The sequence below is a fragment of the Streptomyces sp. NPDC103540 genome (assembly GCF_055584445.1).
The window spans coordinates 41,259-56,109 of sequence record NZ_JBVJMA010000027.1; the positions used below are offsets into that span (position 1 = coordinate 41,259).

The 14,851-nt window shown below is 72.5% G+C and carries 13 protein-coding genes and 1 pseudogene; 10 read left to right on the forward strand and 4 right to left on the reverse strand.

Annotation, left to right across the window (positions count from 1 at the left end):
• The first annotated feature begins 98 nt into the window (after nucleotides 1-98).
• Both mobF and ACZ6ZI_RS38295 read left to right on the forward strand, forming a co-directional pair.
• Complete coding sequence (gene mobF / locus ACZ6ZI_RS38290; protein ID WP_469529276.1) at nucleotides 99-2,060, forward strand: MobF family relaxase; 1,962 nt, start codon at nucleotides 99-101, stop codon at nucleotides 2,058-2,060.
• Nucleotides 2,061-2,560: 500 nt separating this feature from the next.
• Nucleotides 2,561-2,859, forward strand: a pseudogene (locus tag ACZ6ZI_RS38295) (MobF family relaxase); the annotation flags it as partial.
• Here the strand turns inward: ACZ6ZI_RS38295 and ACZ6ZI_RS38300 are convergent.
• Nucleotides 2,772-2,969, reverse strand: coding sequence for a hypothetical protein (locus ACZ6ZI_RS38300; RefSeq protein WP_469529299.1), 198 nt, complete (start codon nucleotides 2,967-2,969; stop codon nucleotides 2,772-2,774). The pseudogene ACZ6ZI_RS38295 and the gene ACZ6ZI_RS38300 overlap by 88 nt on opposite strands.
• A 1,947-nt stretch (nucleotides 2,970-4,916) precedes the next feature.
• Between ACZ6ZI_RS38300 and ACZ6ZI_RS38305 the strand changes: the two genes are divergently transcribed.
• The 6 genes from ACZ6ZI_RS38305 to ACZ6ZI_RS38330 all read left to right on the forward strand — a co-directional run bounded on the left by ACZ6ZI_RS38305 (nucleotide 4,917) and on the right by ACZ6ZI_RS38330 (nucleotide 9,332).
• Entirely contained in the window at nucleotides 4,917-6,008 is a 1,092-nt protein-coding gene (locus tag ACZ6ZI_RS38305; protein WP_469529277.1) for a collagen-like domain-containing protein, read from the forward strand.
• Between the two features lie 244 nt (nucleotides 6,009-6,252).
• The gene (locus tag ACZ6ZI_RS38310) at nucleotides 6,253-6,612 is read left to right on the forward strand and encodes a hypothetical protein (RefSeq protein WP_469529278.1); all 360 of its coding nucleotides are present in this window, start codon (nucleotides 6,253-6,255) and stop codon (nucleotides 6,610-6,612) included.
• 9 nt (nucleotides 6,613-6,621) lie between these two features.
• Nucleotides 6,622-7,596 carry a hypothetical protein gene (locus ACZ6ZI_RS38315; RefSeq protein WP_469529280.1) on the forward strand — a complete coding sequence of 325 codons (975 nt, stop codon included), beginning with the start codon at nucleotides 6,622-6,624 and terminating at the stop codon, nucleotides 7,594-7,596.
• A gap of 61 nt (nucleotides 7,597-7,657) precedes the next feature.
• Entirely contained in the window at nucleotides 7,658-8,086 is a 429-nt protein-coding gene (locus ACZ6ZI_RS38320) for a hypothetical protein (protein WP_469529282.1), read from the forward strand.
• Nucleotides 8,087-8,301: 215 nt separating this feature from the next.
• Nucleotides 8,302-8,712, forward strand: coding sequence for a hypothetical protein (locus ACZ6ZI_RS38325; RefSeq protein ID WP_469529284.1), 411 nt, complete (start codon nucleotides 8,302-8,304; stop codon nucleotides 8,710-8,712).
• 218 nt (nucleotides 8,713-8,930) lie between these two features.
• Complete coding sequence (locus tag ACZ6ZI_RS38330; protein WP_469529286.1) at nucleotides 8,931-9,332, forward strand: hypothetical protein; 402 nt, start codon at nucleotides 8,931-8,933, stop codon at nucleotides 9,330-9,332.
• Between the two features lie 73 nt (nucleotides 9,333-9,405).
• Here the strand turns inward: ACZ6ZI_RS38330 and ACZ6ZI_RS38335 are convergent, their stop codons facing one another.
• The 3 genes from ACZ6ZI_RS38335 to ACZ6ZI_RS38345 form a co-directional block, all read right to left on the reverse strand.
• Nucleotides 9,406-10,272 (reverse strand): hypothetical protein, encoded by an 867-nt coding sequence (locus ACZ6ZI_RS38335; RefSeq protein WP_469529287.1) that lies wholly within the window; start codon nucleotides 10,270-10,272, stop codon nucleotides 9,406-9,408.
• Nucleotides 10,273-10,278: 6 nt separating this feature from the next.
• A complete protein-coding gene (locus tag ACZ6ZI_RS38340) occupies nucleotides 10,279-10,467 on the reverse strand; it encodes a hypothetical protein (RefSeq protein ID WP_469529289.1) in 189 nt (62 codons plus the stop codon).
• A 139-nt stretch (nucleotides 10,468-10,606) separates the two neighbouring features.
• On the reverse strand, nucleotides 10,607-13,174 hold the full coding sequence (locus tag ACZ6ZI_RS38345; protein WP_469529298.1) for a helicase associated domain-containing protein: 2,568 nt from the start codon (nucleotides 13,172-13,174) through the stop codon (nucleotides 10,607-10,609).
• A gap of 172 nt (nucleotides 13,175-13,346) precedes the next feature.
• Here ACZ6ZI_RS38345 and ACZ6ZI_RS38350 point away from each other — a divergent pair, with 172 nt between their 5' ends.
• Both ACZ6ZI_RS38350 and ACZ6ZI_RS38355 read left to right on the forward strand, forming a co-directional pair.
• Complete coding sequence (locus tag ACZ6ZI_RS38350; RefSeq protein ID WP_469529291.1) at nucleotides 13,347-13,553, forward strand: cold-shock protein; 207 nt, start codon at nucleotides 13,347-13,349, stop codon at nucleotides 13,551-13,553.
• Between the two features lie 293 nt (nucleotides 13,554-13,846).
• Nucleotides 13,847-14,407 carry an RICIN domain-containing protein gene (locus tag ACZ6ZI_RS38355; RefSeq protein ID WP_469529292.1) on the forward strand — a complete coding sequence of 187 codons (561 nt, stop codon included), beginning with the start codon at nucleotides 13,847-13,849 and terminating at the stop codon, nucleotides 14,405-14,407.
• Nucleotides 14,408-14,851 lie beyond the last annotated feature (444 nt).

Genomic DNA, 14,851 nt, shown 5'->3' on the forward strand with positions numbered 1-14,851 from the left:
CGGGCACCTGAGAAGAAAGTTCGGCCGCTGCTTCCGCCTGGCGGGAAGCCCCGCTGACCGCCCTTCCCTTGCAGGTCAGGGCCATGTGGCGTTGCTCCATGACAGTCGACATCAGGGTCATCCGTGCCGGGCAGATGTACCGCTACTACCTGCGCGAGACCGTCGTCGGCGACGGCCGCCGCCCGGCCCGCACGCCGCTGCGCGCCGCCCAGGAGCAGGCCGGGGTCCCGGTCGGTCGTTGGATGGGCCGGGGACTTGCCGCGCTCGGACTGGCACCGGGTGAGGAGGTCACCGAGGCGCAGCTGCGGAACCTGTTCGGCGAGCGGGGCCGCCACCCGCACGCGGACCGTATCGAGGCCGACCGGCTCGCCGCGGGCGACTCCCCGAAGATGGCGTATCGGGCCGGCGCCCTCGGTCGCCGCGTGATGGTGACCGGTGTCGACTTCGTGTTCCGGCCGCAGCCGACGATCTACCTCCTGTGGGCGTTCGGGGATGAGGAGACCCGGCGGGTGATCGAGGCCGCGCACGAGCGGGCGATCGTACGGGTGCTGGAGTGGATCGAGGACACGGTCGCGGTGATCCGGTACGGCCAGGACGGCATCTACCGGGTGCGGCCGCCCGGCGGTCTGGTCGCCGCCCGCTTCCGCCACTACGAGGCGAGATCGGGCCGGCCGTTGCTCCATGACCATCTGCTGCTGTCGGTGAAGGGCCGGCGCCTGGACGGGCGCTGGGGGTCGATCCACACCCTGGCCCTGCACGAGAACACCGTGGCCGCCTCCGCGCTCTACAACGAGCTCGTTGCCGCGGAGGTCTGCGAGACGCTGGGGCTGGCGACCGAGCCCCGCATTGTCACGGCAGGGCGCCAGCCTGTGATGGAGATTGCCGGGGTGCCGCACGAGCTGATCCGCTGGACCGCCCGGCGCAGCGACCAGATCGCCGCCTGCCTCGCCGAGCTGGAGCACGAGTACGTCACCGCCGTCGACGACGACGGCGAGCCGCGGTTCCTGCCCGTGGCCTCCGAGCGGGCCCGCGCCAAAATGAACCAGATCGCCGCCCGCAAGACCCGCCCGCCCAAGCAGAAGACCCGACCGCTCGCGCAGCTGCGCGCCTGGTGGAAGGCGAGCGCGATCCTCACCTCCGGGGTCGCCGCCGACGTCATCACCAACCTCCTCGAGAACGCCCGCGCCGCAGCCGCGGCGATCCGGGCCCGCGTCGCCGCCGCGGTCGACATAGCGCTGGCGGCCGTCGACGTCACCGCGACCGTGCTCGTGATGAACGACGGGGGGCGCTTCCACCGCCGGCACCTGCTCGCCGAAGCCCGCCGCCACCTCGCCCTCGTCGGTCGCGGCCGCCGCCGCGACCCCGGCCTGGACGAGCAGATCGTGGCCGCCGCCATCGAGACGCACTGCCTGGACATCAGCGAGCCGAAGACCACGATCGGCCTGCTGGCCGACTACCGCCTCTACACCGCCCGATGGGACCTTCCCGCCCGGCCCCTCCCACCCACTCCCGCGCCCGACCCGGACCGGCAACCCCCGGCCGATCCCGGCGAGCCGGCCGCGCCCCGGCCACCGGGCCAGGACGCGGGGGAGTGGGAGATCCCCCGCATCCCGCTCCAGTACGACCGGGCCGTCCTCGCCGGTGCGATGGTGCGCGAGAAGCTGCGCACCACCACGACCGCCGCCGCGCGCTTCCGGGCGTACGCCGTCGTCGCCCACCAGCAGGCAGCGATGCCCGAGCAGCTGCTCACGCTCTCGGCCGCCGAAGCCGAGCACGACGACCAGGAGCCGGAGCCCGGCCGCCAGGAGGCGATCGACATGACGGCCGTGCGAGCCCTGCGGGAGTCCCGTACGGACGTGGAAGCCCTCGACCTCACGGCCGACCGACTGCGCCGCATCCAGGAAACGGCCGCCAAGATGGCCGCCGAAGCCCGCGCCCGCGCGGACCGCCACACCGCCCCGGCCAACGCCGAGGCGGTGCGCCGGGTGCGCCCGCACGACCAACCGGCGCACCGCCCGCCCGAGCCCGGACCGCACCGCGGCCGCGAGGCCGGCCACTGAGACGACCTGGGGTGCACCGCACCCGGTGCGGTGCACCCCACTCCACTGAGTGGAGGCCACCGCACCGGAGTGGAGACCACCGTGCGCGGCATCCACTCCACCGAGCGGAGACCGCTGGCCCGGGAGTGGACGCCACCGTGACCGGCTCCGCTCCACCGAGTGGAGCCCACCCGGTGGAAGTGGACGCCATCGTGCGGGAGTAGACGCCATCGCCCGAGACGATGGCGTCCATCCACCCGATGTGCACCTGCCGCATTTCCCCTTGACGTGGGCTCGTGCCACGGAGGAACGCGCCGCGCTCAGCCGGTCCACTCCGCCGCACGGACCGACCGGATCCCCACTTCCACGGGTCGGTGCGCACCGCCCACTGAGTGGATGGGCACCGGACGGACGGTGGTGCGCATCGTGGTGCGCACCGGATGGACCCGCACCACGCACCGCACCACCGCACCGGTGCGTATCGTGCACGTGGCTACGGACGCTCGGTCATGGACTGCACGGCGAAAGCTCGGCGGGCGACGGTGCTGGGTCGCCCGATCGAGCACAACCAGTCGCCCGAGACCGAGAAGGCGAAGGAACGGACGCCCTGGCTGGCGATGGACCTGGTGTTCCGGCCCCCGTCGACCGCGCCCGGCGCCCGGACCGCAGCAGGGACGTGGGGCAACCTGTCGGCCGACTTGATGCTCGCCACATCGTTGCGGCCGACACCCTCTACCTCCTCCACTTCATGGAGGAGGTCACCGCCCGGCTCGGGTGGGCGTGGGAGATGCGCGAGGTGCCTTCCGGCCGCCACCCGGTCTGGGTCCGGTCGTCGATGTCGCGCTGGCCGCCGTCAACGTCGCCGCCGTGGTGTCCGTGATGCGCGGCGGTTTCCAGCGCCACCACCTCCTCGCCGAAGTCCGACGCCAACTCGCCTACGCCTTGCGCGGGCCGCTACCCGTCGCACGAGTCCCCCCGTGGCTTTCGCCGTCGAGGTGGAGGTGTTGCTGTGCGCGGCTGGCTGACCGGTGGGCGCGGTCAGGTCAGGTTTGTGCGGTGATCACCCACCGGGTCGTCGGCCCGGTGGGTGATCTGCGTTCGGCCGACCGGCCGCAGACTGCGTGCCGGGCGTATCGGGGATGCGGTCACATCTGACGATCATCCGGAAAACGCGCGGACGCGATCGAAAGGCGCACTCCCATGTCTCTCGCCTCCTGGGCGGATCTTGCCGCTGCCCGCAGACAGCTGGCTGCGGGAGCGGTCACCCTCGGGCTCTCCCTCGCCCTGGCCGTACCGCTGGCGGCATCGGCCGCCGCGAGCCCGTTCGGGGGTTCCGGAGGCGCGGCCGACGGCCAGGTGGTCACACAGGCCGGCCAGCCGGTGTACGACGGCCCGACGACCCGGGCCGCCCGGACCGGTGTCCGCAAGGGCGGTGCCCGTGTCGGGCTGGACTGCAAGGTGCACGGCGGGGAGGTGGACGGCAACGACATCTGGTACCGGCTCGCGGACGGCGAGGGCTGGATGGCCGCGCGGTACGTCAAGAACCACCACCACGTGCCGTGGTGCGCGGTGGCCCCGTTGGCCAAGGACGGCCACGGGGGTCACACCGGCAAGGGGCAGAAGGGGGAGCGGGGCGAGAAGGGCGAGAAAGGGGACAAGGGTGACAAGGGGGATCGGGGTGAGCCCGGCCGTGATGGTGCTCCGGGTGCGAAGGGTGATCCGGGGGAGAGGGGTCCGGCGGGTGTGAAGGGGGATCCCGGCGCCAAGGGTGAGCCGGGACGGGAAGGGGCCGCCGGTCCGGCCGGGCCGAAGGGGGACCGGGGCCAGGACGGTGCTCCGGGGGAGAGGGGCGAGCAGGGGGACCGCGGTCCGGCGGGCCTGGACGGGGCCAAGGGCGACCCGGGCGACCGGGGTGACCGGGGCCCGGCCGGCAAGAGGGGGGAACGCGGACAGGACGGTGCTCCTGGTGAAGTGGGTGAGCCGGGCGAGCGGGGGCCGGCTGGTGCGCAGGGAGAGAAGGGCCCGGCCGGTGCGAAGGGCGACACCGGTGACCGGGGCCCAGCCGGCGAGAAGGGGGACCCTGGGTCCAAGGGCGACCCTGGGGTGAAGGGCGACGCGGGCCGTGACGGTGCCCCGGGCCCGGCGGGGCCCCAGGGGCATAAGGGTGACCAGGGGGCGGCCGGGCCGCAGGGCGAACCCGGCCGTGATGGTGCGGTGGGTCCTTCGGGCCCGAAGGGCGACACCGGTGACCGGGGCCCGGCCGGCGCGAAGGGCGACCTTGGGCAGTCCGGGGCGCAGGGCGAGCCGGGTCCCGCCGGACCGAGGGGGGAGCAGGGCCGCGACGGTGTCCCGGGTCCCGCCGGTGCGAAGGGTGAGCCGGGTGCGGCCGGACCCAAGGGAGACCGCGGTGAATCCGGACCCAAGGGCGACAAGGGAGACGCGGGCGAGCGCGGCCCGGCCGGGCCGCAGGGCATCGCGGGCCGTGACGGCGCACCCGGCGCGGCCGGCGCCGACGGTCAGGACGGCCTCTCCGGCGCGAACGGCCGGGACGGCCGTGACGGCGCGGTCGGCGCGAAGGGTGACACGGGCGCCCCGGGCCGCGACGGCCGAGAGGGCGCCACGGGCGCGAAGGGCAGTGACGGGGCCCCTGGGCCGGTCGGACCCAAGGGCGACCCGGGCCTTCGCGGTCCCTCCGGTGCCGACGGCCGTGACGGTGCCCAGGGCCCGAAGGGCGACGCGGGTGAACGCGGACCCGAGGGGCCGCAGGGTGAGAGCGGAGACCGGGGCCCCGCCGGGCCGAAGGGCGACCGGGGCGACATCGGCCCGAAGGGCGACAAGGGGGAGCCGGGTACCAACGGGGTGAACGGTGCGCCCGGCGTGAAGGGCGACCGGGGCGAGACGGGCCCGGCCGGCCAGGCAGGTGCCAAGGGCGACCGGGGCGAGGCCGGTCCGGCGGGCCCGGACGGTGAAACGGGCGAACGCGGCGACGCGGGCCCGGTCGGTCCCGGCGGCCCGGTCGGTCCCAAGGGCGACATCGGAGCACCAGGCCCGAAGGGCGACAAGGGCGACCGGGGGGACACGGGAGTCCCCGGAACCCAGGGTGCGGCCGGTGCGAAGGGCGACAAGGGCGACCAGGGTCCGGCCGGCCCCCAGGGCACGAACGGGGACAAGGGCGAGAAGGGCGACCGTGGTGATGTCGGTCCGCAGGGGCCGGCGGGTTCGAACGGCGCCGCGGGTGCCAAGGGAGACCCGGGCGCGCAGGGCCTGAAGGGTGATCCGGGTACGGACGGCCTGAAGGGCGACGCGGGTGCGGCCGGGCCCAAGGGCGACAAGGGCGACCAGGGTCCGGCCGGTCCCCAGGGCACGAAGGGCGACAAGGGGGAGCAGGGCGACAAGGGCGACCGTGGCGACACCGGGCCCCAGGGGCCGGCGGGTTCGAACGGCGCTGCGGGTGCCAAGGGAGACCCGGGCGCGCAGGGCCTGAAGGGCGACACGGGTGCGGCCGGTCCCAAGGGCGACAAGGGTGATCAGGGCCCGGCGGGCCCCCAGGGCACGAAGGGGGACACCGGAGAGAAGGGAGCGAAGGGAGACAAGGGGGACCGCGGTGACACCGGTCCGCAGGGTCCCGCCGGTTCGAACGGCGCCGCGGGGGCGACAGGAGCCCAAGGCCCGAAGGGAGACAAGGGGGATCAGGGGCAGGCCGGTCCGACGCGTGACCCGATCGTCCTCGTCGGCGCCACCCAGGCCGTACCGAGGAACACCTCCAGGTACTACAACGGCCCCGTGTGCCCGGACGGCTCCAAGGTGATCAGCGGCGGCTTCTACGAGACGGTCACCCCCTCGGACGCGATGCTTCAGGCCTCGAACCCGGACACCGCCAACAACCGCTGGCAGGTGTGGCTGAAGAACCCGGTCTCCGCGGGCGACACCGGCGTACAGGTCTACACGATCTGCCAGCCGACAGGCTGACCCCTCTCCGGGGCCGCCGCCCGGCGACGGCCACGACCCACGCGCCCCCGGGCCGCCGCTCCCAGCGGCGCCCCGGGGGCGCGGCCGTACCCCGGGCTCCACCCCGGCCCAGCGCCCGGGAGCTCAGCCCGGCGGGCGGGCGCAGAGGGCGTTCTGCCCCGTTGGTTCATCCCGTTCCGGGTAGTTGACGTGGCTCATGGCCGCGTACCGGTGACCGGCTGACGCAGGCCTTGGGGGAGCCGCGTTGCGGTGCCGGCCGCGGGTGACGGCGGCGGGCGGTCACCTCGTTCGCGCGGGTCTGCTGGTCCGCCTCGGCGGGGACGCCGAATGCCCCGACGTCCACCCGGACCAGGTGGCCGCCCTCGGCCGCCGCCGGGATTTGCTGCTGCTCCTCGACCGGCACGTCCCCCTCGGCCCGGACCAGGCCGCCCGCCGCCTCGGCGTCCGCCGCGTCGACTTCGACGCCGTCGTCCTCCTCCGGTTCGTGTCGCCCGTCGGTTCGATGACGGTCAACTACAAGCACCACGGCGGCGTCACCACCGTCCCCCCCGTTACCGTCTTCGTGGCTCCGCAATGGGGCTACCGGCCTTCGGGTCCGGCATGACTTCCCCCCTTGTTGCGGTTGATCTGGGCGGACCTCCTCACGAAGACGATGCCCGAGGGCCTGGTCCGTGACGCGATCCTCGCCTCCCCGGCCTGGCCGGACATGGCCGCCAAGATCGGCCTCCTCGACCAGAGCGGTGTCGACGTCGCCGGGTTCCTGACCGCCGCGCACGGCCAGGGCGTCGGCGTCGACCGGGCCGTCGCCGCCCTCCTGGCCCAGCCCGCCGCCGCAGCGGCAGCCGGATCCGCCCCGGCGGCGGGGGTGCCCGCCGCCCGGCCCGCCCCCGGCCCGAACCCGGCGCCCGCCGCACCGCAGGACATCTCCGCCCCCGCCCCTGCTGTTCCCGATCCGGCCCCGGCCCCGGCCCCGGCCCCGGCCCCGGCCCCGGCCCCGGCCCCGGCCCCGGCCCTGGCCCCGGCTCCAGTTCCGGAGCCGGTGGCGGTGAGCGCGGACGCCCGCGCGATGTGGGGGCCGCTGACCGAAGGCTTGACCGTCCCCAACGACCTGGACCTGTCCGACCGGCCTGCCGCGCTTGAGCAGCTTGGCGTCGGCACAGCGGCGAACAGCCGGCTGGTGAACATCGTGAAGGACAACATCGGCTCCGAGCGGGAGAGCGCCCTGCTGGTCTTCACCCGGGCCTGGCCCCTGCTCGCCGCCCGCATGGCGGGCATCGCTCGCGGCCCGGAAGGCGAACAGGGGCTGCGGGCGCGGTTGAAGGCCGCCCTGATGGACAACGGCGACTGGGAGCAGGGCCCGCCCGGTGAGCTCGCGGGCCGCATGGTCACCACGACCCTGCGCGCCCTGACCGCTCCGCCCGGTGCCCCGGTCCCCGACGGCCCCCGCGCCTCCGCCACCGCCGCCCGCTCCCGCTCCACCACCACCCCCACCGGCGCGGCACCCGGCCAGGCCGCGCCTGCGGAGCCCGCCGTGCCCGCCCACCGGCAGCAGCCGGCCCCGGCCAGGACCGCGGGGCGGGGCCGGTGACCGCCCGCCCCGAGGCACCAAGCGTTCAAGGGCGGCGCCTGGCCGCGGAGAAGGAGGAGTAGTGCCGGAAGGTGTGGTGAAGCGGCTGGAGGCCCGGCCCGTGGCGCTCGCCGTGGTGGGGTTGCTGTGGGTGGGCATGTGCTGGGTGCCGGGCTCGGCACGTACGCACGTCTCCTGGCAGTTGCCGGGCGGCTGGAAGGGGCAGGTCCTGGAGGTGGTGATCGCCGCGCCGTTGGTGCCCGCGCTGGTGTGGCTGACGCTCCGCTACGGACGGGCCCTGATGACGGAGGCCTCCGAGAGCGGTGAGAGCGGCTGCGTCCTGACGCTGGCGCTGCCCGTCGTCGTGGGCTTCACCCTGTGGGCGGTTCTGGGGCCGTGGACGGTCCCGGCGGGGGGCAGCCTCGTCGAGGTCCTCGTCCCGGCGGCGTGGGCGTCCTGCATGAACGCTGCCGCCTTCGTGCTCGTCAGGGCGTTCCGAGGGGGCGCCTAGCCCACGAACAAGCCCTCCTCGACCGGCTGGAGGCCGGGCTGATCAGGGCCGGTGCAGGATGTCGTGGGTGCCGACGCGGCACCAGATGATGTGGCGGCCGTGGTGGCGCATATGTTCGCCGCCGTCGCCCGCGGCCACAACCGACACCCGGGCGGCGGCCGGCGGGCGGGGAGGGTTGCGCGTGACCGGCGTCGGCGCACCACGTTGAGCTGATCATGAACACGCGCTCTCTTGCCCTGGCTCTGGTCGGCACCACCCTGTTCCTCGTCCCGCCTGCCGCATCGGCTGCGCCCGCTCCTGTGGTGGCGGCCGTTCCTGCCGTCGACGCGGCACGGTCCCATGTCCGCTCGGCGGCTGCGGCCGATGATGCGGCGACGTTCTACACCGGCCGGGCCTTCGGCGGCTCCGGTCTGGGTCTGGAGGCGCGGGGGGAGTGCGTGACCCTTCCCACCCCCTTCGCCGACCGGATCGCCTCGGTGGAGGTCGCTCCCGGAGTGGCCGTCGAAGTCTTCGAGGACGCGGGCTGCGGCGGGCGTTCCCTTGAGTTCTTCGAGGACATCGCCGACCTCGGAAGGTTCTCGAAGGAGGTCAGCTCCGTCCGGGTCAGGTACGGCACCGGCGGATGAGGTGATCTTGGCCCCGGCCGCAGAACCTGCCGTGCCCGCGCACCGGCAGCAGGCGCCTGTGCGGTGTCAGGGGCGTGGTCGGTAGCGGTTCCCGGATCCGGGAAGGGTGCCGCCCCGACGGGTCGGTCGTTGCCCTGGGTGGGCCGCTTCGTGTGGAGGCGGCCTGGTGGGACCGGGCTCCGGGTCCGCCGGCCTGACCGGAAGGGGGCGCGATGGTGATGTCGGGCAGGCAGCGGCGGGTGTTCGTGGGCAGTGTGACGGGGGCGGTCCTGGCCGGGTGCGGTTGGTGGGCCGACCGTTCGGGCCTGCCGGTGGTGGGCCTGGTCCTGTCTGCGGTGGCCGCACTGCTGGTGTGTGAGAGCGCGTGGCGCTCCGGCGCGCTGCGGCTCCCGCCCCGGACACGGACGCGGGCGTGTGCCGGTCGGCGGCCGGCGGGGGCGCGGGCGGATGAGGAGCGTTCGCTCAGGCTGCTGGCGGCTGCGGACCGGGCCTTCGACACCGAGGCCGGGGTCCGCGCGCTGGGCGAGGAGGCGTCGTTCGAGCGGATCGTGCTGCTGGGTGTGGGCGGTGACCCGGACCGGGAGTACCCGCCGCCGGGCCACGGCTATCCGCGTCCGTGACCACAGTCCCGGATTTCGGTCCCGTCAGTCCCGTTGGCCCCGCCAGGGAGGGACGGCGGAAGGTGACGGGTGTTCAGCCGGTTGGAGGGTGTTCGTCCTCGCAGGGGTATTGCCCCCATTGGAGGGAGCCGTTGGTGCGGTCGATCTTGATCTGGCCGTGTCCCAGGACATAGGGGGAGGCATCCATCTCGGGGTCGGCCTGGACGATGGCGAGTGCGGAGCCGGCGACGTTCATGTCGGTGACGGGCTCGGCACCGAGCAGGATCTGGTCGAGGTAGGCGGCGTAGTGCCGGGCAGCTCCGGCACGCCGGTCCAGGGCGAAGCGGATTTCACGGAGGTGCTGGCCGGTGAACTCACCGGCATCGCGGCGCCGCCGACAGCTGCGGCACAGACGGAGCAGACGCCACGGGTTGGGGGCCTCGGGCTTCAGCCCGGTCCTGCGCAGTGCCGGGAACTTCGCGAACTTCTCCTCGTCGGGGTCCTCCAGGACGACGATGTCGTACGGCCGCTCCAGCTCCCGGGTCTGATCGCACATCGAGCAGGCCGGGCTCAGCCCGTACAGCAGGTCGCGGGTGTAGTCGGACATGACGGGCGGCGCGCCCTGGGCGGCGACGTGGTCGGCCTCGGCCTGTGCCTGGTGCCACAGCTTTTCCAGTCGGAGCAGTTCCTTGCCGATCGGGTCGTCGTGGTTCGCGTCGCGGCCCCAGTCCTTGACCCGCTGGGTCAAGTACCCGGCGATGTGCTCCATGACCTCATAGCTGGGCACCTTGGGTTGCGTGAAGGCGTTGTGCACGCTCCCGTGACTCAGCCCCCTTGCCTCGGCGATCTCCCTGACGCTGGGCCGTCCCACCCGGCGGTGCAGGTAGTGCAGAGCCAGGTTGAAATCACGACGGGCGCCCGGCGGCAGATCCGCTGGCTCGATGCTTCCGCTGCGTCCCACAGCCCCCTACTCCTTCCCCGCCGAAGCGGCCGACTCATTGTTCACCGGCTCGTGCGCGGCCGTGCGTACGTCCACGGACCCGTGGCCCGCGGTGCCATCCGCACGGCGTCCGCGCCATACGACCCCGGCCTGCCGGGCGCCCCAGAGGAGCAGCGCGACGACGACCCCAGACACGACGTTCTCGAAGATGCCCATGTACGAAGCTTTTCAGCGCCTCACTGCCGAATAGACAGATGTGGACAGCGGAGGCGGACGCGATCCCGGCCGACGCCGCCGCCTCGTGCAGCCCGCAGTGCCCTGGACCCAGGACGCGGGCCGACCCGGCGGCACGCGATCACGATGAGGCCCAGTCGATGCCGAGTGCGGCGAGCGCTTCGAGCTGGCTGGCGTCGAGCCGGTCGCGGCGCTGGCGCTGGTTGGCGAGCCATACCCCGGTGCGGTGGACCGTCCCAGGTAGGTGCTCGACGTGCTGGCGGCCGGGCAGGCCGCCGCCTTCCCGCTCCACGTACTGCGCCAGGGCTTGGACACCCTGCTGGAAGGCCGCTGCGCCCCGCCCGGACCCTGCGTTCGTCCTGGCCTTTGGGGGCGCCTGACGGGCCCGTACAGCCCGTGCCGGGGTCACCCCGAGGCTGCCGAGCCGGACCTGCTGCTCGGCGTTCAACCGGGCCCAGTCCCGTCGTTGGGTGGCGAGCCACCGGCCGATGTCTTCGCCGTGCCGGGTCACCCCCGCGGTGACGGTCTTCAGGCGAGCGCCTTCGTCCAGGAGTTGGGTGAGGTAGGCGTAGTGCCGTTGCCAGTCCACCGTCCACCCGAGCACGGCCGGGTTCCAGTCCGGATCCACCGCGGCCAGCGCCGCCGCCCGCCGCTCCGCGCGTACGGGGTCCTGCCCGAGCCCGCCGGGCCGGCGCACGTTCGTCAGCCACTGCCCGACCTGCACGTCCAGGATCGCCGCGCCCCGCGGGGCCGCGAGGGTGCCGTGCAGCCGGTGGTACGCCCGCGCGGCGGCGAGGTTCTCCTCGAAGCCGTGGTCGGCGGTGTCCCAGACGATCCCGAGCCCTTCGAGCTCGTCCGCCCGCTCCCCGGTCATGGTTCCGGCCCGGAATGCCCTGCGCTGGTCGGAGAGCCAGCGTCCGAGCGGGTGGGGGCCTTCGGTGTGGTCGTAGGGCACCTGGAGGTCGCCTTCGCGCTCGCGGTACCGGTACGCGGCCTCTACGCCCCGACGCCAGTCCTGCCGCTCGGTGTTGAACACCTGGTACGAGATCCACTTCGCGATGAGCGCCGGGTCGCGGGGGGCGGCGAAGCGGAGCAGGAGCCGGTTCTCCTCCTCGCCCTCCTCGGGCGCCTTCCCGACCAGTGGCGACGGCTGCACGATGTGCTTCTGGTTCTCCTGGGGAATTGCAAGCATCTCCACGGCGCGTTCATCATGCGCCCGAAGACCGTTCAAAACCCGAATAAGGGGGCCATACGATTTCGACGTGAGAATGTCCTCGGGATTCTCGTCCTCCCGCAAGAATACGGGAACGATCAGCGTCGCCATCTTCCCTTCACCGGGCTTCTGCCGCAGAGCCCGCCCGATGGCCTGGACGATGTCGACGGCGGATCCCTTGGGGTCGATCAGGGCCACCGAGTCCACCGCCCGGATATCCACGCCCTCCCCGAGGACGCGGCAGTTCGCCAGCACGGCGCGCCCGGCCCGGCGCCCGAAGTCGGCGAGGACGCCGGCCCGGTGCCCGGCCTCGTGCTCCCCGCGCAGCCACCCCGTCCACACCTTCGCCGGATGCCGGACCGGATCCACGGCGTGCAGCCGGCCGGCGACCCGGTCCAGGCCCTCGGCGAACGCCTGCGCCTCCACCGTCCGGTGGTGGAACGTGATCGTCGTCTTCAGGTCGTGCTCGGCCATCGTCTCCAACAGCGTCGTCTGCACCGCGGCCAGCCGCTCCCCGCGCAGCTGCTCCTCGTGTCGTTCCTTGCTGTAGAGCCGCGCCGGGGTGACGACGGGGTCGACGAGCTCGGCGACGACGACCTGATAGCGCGCCAGGAGCCCGCGGGCGATGGCGTCGGCGAGCGACAGCTCGTAGACCACCGGCCCGAACACCTTCGGGTCGTCCATGGAACAGGCCATGTCCTTGGGGAGCCGGTCCCACCGCGACCGGGGCACGTAGACCCGTCCCTCGGCCTCCGCCTCCTTCCGCCGCTCTGCCTCTTCCCTGCGCCGCTCCTCGGCCTGCTCCAGCTCCTGCGCCCGGGTCCGGGGCGGCCGTTCCGCCCAGATCCTGGGGGTGGCGGTCATGTAGAGCCGGCGCCGCGCGGGGATCACCTCCTGGCGGTGCACGTCCGCCCACGCCTTCCCCGCCGACCCCGACGTGCGGTGCGCCTCGTCCACGACCATCAGGTCGAAGGCCTCCATCGGTAGTCCGTACTCCCCGCGGTGCGCCTCGGCGATGACGGGGAGGGAGGCGTAGGTGGCGTAGACGGTGACCGGTCCCTTCCCGTGCCACAGGGCGAGCTGCGGCGCCGACGTCGTGCTGCGGACCTGGAGTCCGTAGAGCTGGGCGTTGTCCTCCAGGGAGCACACCGCGACAGCCGGCCCGTCGTGGCCGGCCGTGCGCCACTGGCCGGCGGTCTGGGTCAGCAGGTCCAGGGTCGGCAGCAGCACCAGGACCCGTCCGCCCCGGGCGAGGCGGAGCGAGGCCGCGGCGGCGATGAACGTCTTCCCGGTCCCGCACGCGGCGACCACCGTGGCCCGCAGTCCAGCCTTGGGGATACGCTTTCCGGGCGGAATATCGAGCCCTCTGACGATGGCCTCAATGGCTTCTTCCTGGTGAGGCCGGAGCGTGATTCCACTAGGCTTCTGCATTCGCCACTCCGCTGAGAACAGTTCGTCGTAAGGGACTGGCAACATTCCCGGGATGCTACACAGCGCATCAGGATGTGATGCATTCTGATGATTGTACCGCTCCCCGGTGGTCTGGTTCACCCGTTCAGGCATCCCCGTCCCCGGTTGCCCCGCCTGGGGACGGGGGAGGATCCTCTGGCGCCGGGGCATGGGTCCCGGGAGAGAAGGGGATACAGGGATGCCTCAGCAGGGGACTGTGAAGTGGTTCAACGCGGAGAAGGGGTTCGGCTTCATCGCCGTTGACGGGGGCGGTCCGGACGTCTTCGTCCACTACAGCGCGATCCAGGGCTCCGGTTACAAGGCCCTGGACGAGAACCAGCGCGTGGAGTTCGAGACGAGCCAGGGCAGCCGGGGTCCGCAAGCCGAAGAGGTGCGCCCCCTCTGACCGCTGCTGGCCGGGCCCGCTTGTGGGCCCTTGGCCTGGAGGCGGAGCCGGAAGGCCGGGGTGGAAGCGAAGCGGACACCCCAACGGGCCGAAGGCCTGGACCCCAGTGAAACGGGGTCCTTTCGCTGCGAGAAGCGCAGTGAAAGGGGTGGTTTGAAGGCCAGGGGCGGTCCTGGCCCCGGGACAACCCAGAGGGGCGCAAAATCCGGTTGGTCTTTTTAGGCGAAGGATGTACTCTCTACCAAGATCATCTTGGTCTAGTGAGGCGATAAGATGGCTTGTGGAGAGGTTTTATGTACCTGACGCGTAAAGTTTTGAATGCCTTCGGTGTTCTCTGTGCCACGCTTTCCTTGGTTATCGGAATAACCGGGCAAGCGTCTGCTCTGGAAGAGCCGCCAAAACTGCCTTCGAAAGGAATGAAGCAATCCGCTTCATCCGGTTGGGAGCGGGATTGGTTCACCCTGACCAACTCCAACGGCCTGTGCCTGCATGCAAGTTCAGGAGGCACCCCCGGCGCCTGGGTGACTCAAGAGGTTTGCAACCGGCACGAGAGGGGGCAGCTGTGGACTTGGTGGGGCTATGAAACAGATAGTGAGGTTATGACCAGGCTGGTAAATGGGTACGGCAGTTGCATTGACACTTGGAATGGTCATAACCCCGGAACCGTGATCGTCTATAGCTGCAACGGCGGGAATACTCAAAGCGTCAGCCGGGGACTGAATTTCAATCTCAAGAACCGTGACGGCAAGTCGATTGAACCTCCAGGCTTGTCGAGGTCTCCCGGCACCCAAATGATTATCTGGCCGACCAACGGAACCGACAATCAGATGTGGTTTGAGACCGTTCAGCGCTGATTCGGAAGTCGAGCTTCGACCGGCGTCATCGAGACAAACCCGCTTGCCCCGAGCTCATTCCTGGCCAGGTAAAGCCAGAAGACCCAGAGCGGGAAAGCGCAGCGGACCCGCTGAACGGGCCGAAGGCACGGACCTTGTGAAACCGGTCATCTCCCGCACGAAGCGCGGCCCTGCGGGGGGCCTACAAAGCAGGCCCCCCGCCCAGGGGTGAAGCGAAGCGGAACCCTCAATTCCGAAGCGAAGCGAAGGCTCCTGCCGAAGGCCAGCGCGAAGCGTAGGACTCCCGGCCCGAAGGGCCGGCCATGGGTCCGGCGAAGCCGGACCTCCGGGGCGAAGCCCCGGCTCCCGGAGCGAAGCGCAGGGTGGGGCCCGAAGGGCCCTCGGCCCCGCGAAGCGGGGCCGGTCTCTCCTGAGCGCGCAGCGCTCAGGGACCCGCTCCGCGGG